The organism is Mycobacterium sp. P4_H6 (assembly GCF_056400845.1).
The window spans coordinates 1-4,933 of sequence record NZ_JBFUKN010000161.1 but is presented as its reverse complement, the minus strand read 5'-3'; the positions used below and the strand labels follow the sequence as shown (position 1 = coordinate 4,933).

Genomic DNA, 4,933 nt, shown 5'->3' with positions numbered 1-4,933 from the left:
CTCCCAGATCGCCTCGGGCGTGTTCACCGGGGTGGGCGCGGCAACATCGGCGCTGGTGACGGTCTTCACGACCATCGTCGTGGTGTTCTTTCTGCTCAAGGACGGGCCGCAGTTCATCCCGTGGTTGCGGCGCTCCGTCGGGCATCCCTCCGCACCGCACCTGGCCGAGGTGCTGCAACGCATCTGGTTGACACTCGGCGGCTTCATCCGCACCCAGGCGCTGGTCAGTTTCGTCGACGCCGTGCTCATCGGGATCGGGCTGGTGGTCCTCGGGGTGCCGCTGGCCTACGCGTTGGCCATCGTCACCTTCATCGGTGGTTTCGTCCCGATCGTCGGTGCGTTCGTCGCCGGCGGTCTTGCGGTGTTGATCGCGCTGGTCGCCAACGGCCCCATCGTCGCCCTGATCGTGCTGGGCATCATCGTCGCGGTGCAGCAGCTGGAGGGCAACGTGCTGCAGCCCTGGCTGCAGTCCAAGTCGATGAACCTGCACGCGGTGATCGTGCTGCTGGCCGTCACACTGGGCGCGTCCACCTTCGGTGTGATCGGCGCTTTCCTGGCCGTCCCGGTGGCCGCGGCGGTGGCGGTCATCATCCGCTACTACGACGAGCAGGTCGCCGAGCGGACCCGGGAGAACGAACCCGAACCCCAACCCGAGCTTGATCTGCAATTCGAATCAGAACCCGAACCCGAACCCAAGACCTGACGAATGTCGCCTCGTGTGTCAGATCCGGGCGATTCGTCGCACACAGGGCAACACTGGTTTCGGGTGGAACCGAACCCGGCCCCGCTGCGTCTGAACCTGCGTGGTGTTCCTGGGCTCCGAGGCGATAGCGGCCGGCACGGTCAATCGCTACCAGCTGCGCACGCAATACGACCCGATCCACCGCAACGTCTATACGCGGCGCGGGACGACGCTCACACCGGCGGACAAGGCGAAAGCCGCGTGGCTGTGGTCGGGGCGGCGCGGTGTCGCCGCGGGCCTTTCGGCCGCGGCTCTGCACGGATCCAAGTGGATCGATGCGACAGAACCGGCCGAGCTCAATCAGGCCAGCCGTTCCGGGCCGCCGGGCATTCTCATTCACAGCGACGAGCTCTGGCCCGATGAGGTGGCACCGGTCCGGGGTATCGCGGCGACGACACCGGCACGCACCGCCTTCGACCTGGGTCGCCGGAAAGGAATCACCACCGCCGTCATCCGCGTCGACGCCCTCCTGCAAGCCACCGACCTGAAGATCGTCGACGTCGAGGCTTTGTTGGTCCGGCACAAGGGCGTCCGAGGCACCGTCGACCTGCGCCAGGTTCTCGATCTCGCCGATCCCGGCGCCGAATCACCCCAGGAGACCAGGCTCAGGCTGTTGCTGACCGCGGAGGGCCTGCGTCCGTCGCACACGCAGATCGAGGTGTTCGACCACGGGTTCTTCGTCGGGCGCCTCGATATGGGCTGGCCGCAGTGGAAGGTCGGCGTGCAGTACGACGGCGTGCAGCACTGGACGGACCCGCAGCAACGCGCCCGCGACATCGATCAGGATGTGGCGTACCGGGACCTCGGCTGGCGCATCGTCAGGGTGGGCGCAGACCTCATGCGGTACCGGCAGGCCAGTGTGATCGGACGTACGCTCGCCGCACTACGGGCCGCAGGTGCCCCCTGCTGAAACGAAAGTTGGCTTGTGTGCCAAGTTTCCGAAGAACCTCGCACACAAGCCAACACTCGTCGGCCAAAAAACCTAGCGCGCGAACATCAAGGCGCGCTTGACCTCTTGGATCGCCTGGGTCACCTGGATGCCACGCGGGCAGGCCTCGGTGCAGTTGAAGGTGGTGCGGCAGCGCCACACCCCGTCGACCTCGTTGAGGATGTCCAGGCGCTCGGCGGCGCCCTCGTCGCGCGAATCGAAGATGAACCGGTGCGCGTTGACGATCGCGGCGGGCCCGAAGTAGGACCCTTCACTCCAGTAGACAGGGCACGACGTGGTGCAGCAGGCGCACAGGATGCACTTGGTGGTGTCGTCGTAGCGGGCCCGGTCGGTGGCGCTCTGGATGCGCTCCTTGGTGGGGGCGTTGCCGCTGGCGATCAGGAACGGCTTCACCGCGCGGTAGGCGTCGAAGAACGGCTCCATGTTCACCACGAGGTCCTTCTCCACGGGCAGGCCGCGGATCGGTTCGATGGTGATGGTCAGCGGCTTGGAGGCCTTCTTGGGCAGCAGGTCGCGCATCAGCACCTTGCACGCCAGCCGGTTCACCCCGTTGATGCGCATGGCATCGGATCCGCACACGCCGTGCGCGCAGGACCGGCGGAACGTCAGGGTGCCGTCCAGGTACCACTTCGCGTAGTGCAGCAGGTTGAGCAGCCGGTCCGAGGGCAGACACGGGACCCGGTAGCTCTGGTAGCCGGCGTCGTCGGGACTGTCCGGGTTGAACCGGGCGATCTTGAGGGTGACCATGACCGCGCCGTCGGGCACGGGAGGAAGGTCCGGGCCGCCGGTTTCGGGCTTTTCGATGACCGAAGCAGTCATGTCAGTACTTCCGTTCCATCGGCTCGTAGCGGGTCTGCACCACCGGCTTGTAGTCCAACCGGATGTCCGAGATCAGATCCGGTCCGTCCTTGTAGGCCATGGTGTGGCGCATGTAGTTGGTGTCGTCGCGGTTGGGGTAGTCCTCCCGGGCGTGCCCGCCGCGGGATTCCTTGCGGTTCAGCGCGCCGACGACGGTGACCTCGGCCAGCTCCAGCAGGAAGCCGAGCTCGATGGCCTCCAGCAGGTCACTGTTGTAGCGCTTGCCCTTGTCCTGCACGGTGATCCGTGCGTACCGCTCCTTGAGGGCGTGGATGTCGGTGAGCGCCTGCTTCAGCGTCTCCTCGGTGCGGAACACCGCGGCGTTGTTGTCCATCGACTGCTGCAACGACGTGCGGATGTCGGCGACGCGTTCGTTGCCATGCTCGGAGAGGATGTCGCCGACCCACTCGACGACCATGCCGGCCGGGTTCTCCGGCAGGTCGACGTGGTTGTGGTTGAGCGCGTACTCGGCGGCGGCGATACCTGCCCGGCGGCCGAAGACGTTGATGTCCAGCAGCGAGTTGGTGCCCAACCGGTTGGAGCCGTGCACCGACACACACGCGCATTCGCCGGCGGCGTACAGGCCCGGGATGATGTTGTTGTTGTCGCGCAGCACCTGACCGTTGACGTTGGTCGGGATGCCGCCCATCACGTAGTGGCACGTCGGGTAGACGGGCACCAGTTCGGTGACGGGGTCCACGCCCAGGTAGGTCCGGGCGAACTCGGTGATGTCGGGCAGCTTGGCTTCCAGGACGTCGGCACCGAGGTGACGCACGTCGATGTAGACGTAGTCCTTGTTGGGTCCGGCGCCGCGGCCCTCGAGCACCTCGAGCACCATCGAGCGGGCCACGATGTCACGCGGGGCCAGGTCGACGATCGTCGGCGCGTAACGCTCCATGAAGCGCTCACCCTCGCCGTTGAGCAGTCGGCCGCCCTCACCGCGCACCGCCTCGGAGATCAGGATCCCCAGCCCGGCCAAACCTGTCGGGTGGAACTGGTGGAATTCCATGTCCTCCAAGGGAAGTCCCTTGCGGAAGATGATGCCCAGGCCGTCGCCGGTCAGGGTGTGCGCATTGGAGGTGGTCTTGTACATCCGGCCCGAACCGCCGGTGGCGAAGACGATCGACTTGGCGTGGAAGATGTGGATGTCACCGGTGGCGAGCTCGTAGGCGATGACGCCGGTCGCCACCGGGCCGCCGGGGGTGTCGGTCAGCGAGATGTCGAGGGCGTAGAACTCGTTGAAGAACTCCACGTCGTGCTTGACGCAGTTTTGGTACAGCGTCTGCAGGATCATGTGACCGGTGCGGTCGGCGGCGTAGCAGGCCCGGCGCACCGGGGCCTTCCCGTGGTCGCGGGTGTGCCCGCCGAAGCGGCGCTGGTCGATACGGCCCTCGGGGGTGCGGTTGAACGGCATCCCCATCTTCTCCAGGTCGTAGACCGCGTCGATGGCTTCCTTGCACATGATCTCGACCGCGTCCTGGTCGGCGAGATAGTCGCCGCCCTTGACGGTGTCGAAGGTGTGCCACTCCCAGTTGTCCTCTTCGACGTTGGCCAGTGCGGCGCACATGCCGCCCTGGGCCGCGCCGGTGTGGCTACGGGTCGGGTACAGCTTGGTCAGTACGGCGGTGCGTGCCCGCGGTCCGGCCTCGACGGCTGCGCGCATACCCGCGCCGCCGGCGCCGACGATGACGACGTCGTAACGATGTTCCTGAATCATCCTGCGTCCTTACTCTTTCCCGTCGCTTCGCTCGCCCGCATCAGATGTTCGCGTCGAACGAGACCAGCACGTAGCTGCCCAGCACGAGGGTGAACCCGGTCGCCAGCAGCAACAGCGAGTTCAGCCAGAACTTGGTGGTGTTCTTGCGGGCGTAGTCGCCGATGATCGTGCGCATGCCGTTGGCGCCGTGCAGCATCGCCAACCACAGCAGCGCCATGTCCCAGATCTGCCAGAACGGTGAGGCCCACCGCTCGGCCACATAGTTGAAGTCGATGCGGTACACGCCGTCTTCCCACATCAGCATGATGAAGAGGTGGCCGAGCGCCAGGAAGACCAGCGCAACACCGGAGAAGCGCATGAACAGCCACGCGTACTTCTCGAAGTACGGGATGCCGCGCGGCTTGCGGGGGGCCCGGGGGTGATCCAGGCTCGCCGGGCGGTCGTGTTCCTTCTCCTGCACCGGGGCGATGCGCCCCTCCTTGTGGTGCGGAGTCCACGCCTCGGTCACAGGAAACGCTCCGCCATGTGCATGCCGATCACTCCTAGTGAGGGGATCATGACGGCCAGCCAGACGCCGGCGATGACCCACAGCATCTTGCGCTGATACTTGGGACCCTTCTGCCAGAAGTCGATCAGGATGACCCGGATGCCGTTGAGTGCGTGATAC

Annotated in this window: 6 protein-coding genes; 2 read left to right on the top strand and 4 right to left on the bottom strand. The window is 66.0% G+C overall.

Going from position 1 to position 4,933, the window contains the following annotated elements:
* Together AC1DTF_RS32070 and AC1DTF_RS32065 are read left to right on the top strand one after the other, a co-directional pair.
* Positions 1-703 (top strand): AI-2E family transporter (locus AC1DTF_RS32070; RefSeq protein ID WP_477476996.1); only part of this gene is annotated, 703 nt, incomplete at its 5' end.
* Positions 704-803: 100 nt separating this feature from the next.
* Positions 804-1,652 (top strand): endonuclease domain-containing protein, encoded by an 849-nt coding sequence (locus tag AC1DTF_RS32065; RefSeq protein ID WP_477476995.1) that lies wholly within the window; start codon positions 804-806, stop codon positions 1,650-1,652.
* 72 nt (positions 1,653-1,724) lie between these two features.
* Here the strand turns inward: AC1DTF_RS32065 and AC1DTF_RS32060 are convergent, their stop codons facing one another.
* The 4 genes from AC1DTF_RS32060 to AC1DTF_RS32045 form a co-directional block, all read right to left on the bottom strand.
* Positions 1,725-2,510 (bottom strand): succinate dehydrogenase iron-sulfur subunit, encoded by a 786-nt coding sequence (locus AC1DTF_RS32060; protein WP_057166864.1) that lies wholly within the window; start codon positions 2,508-2,510, stop codon positions 1,725-1,727.
* A gap of 1 nt (position 2,511) precedes the next feature.
* Positions 2,512-4,266, bottom strand: a complete 1,755-nt coding sequence (sdhA, locus tag AC1DTF_RS32055; protein ID WP_057166863.1) for a succinate dehydrogenase flavoprotein subunit — start codon at positions 4,264-4,266, stop codon at positions 2,512-2,514.
* 40 nt (positions 4,267-4,306) lie between these two features.
* Positions 4,307-4,774 (bottom strand): succinate dehydrogenase hydrophobic membrane anchor subunit, encoded by a 468-nt coding sequence (locus AC1DTF_RS32050; RefSeq protein WP_057166862.1) that lies wholly within the window; start codon positions 4,772-4,774, stop codon positions 4,307-4,309.
* The coding region (locus AC1DTF_RS32045; protein WP_477476997.1) for a succinate dehydrogenase/fumarate reductase transmembrane subunit at positions 4,771-4,933 on the bottom strand (163 nt) is incomplete at its 5' end. The genes AC1DTF_RS32050 and AC1DTF_RS32045, both read right to left, overlap by 4 nt.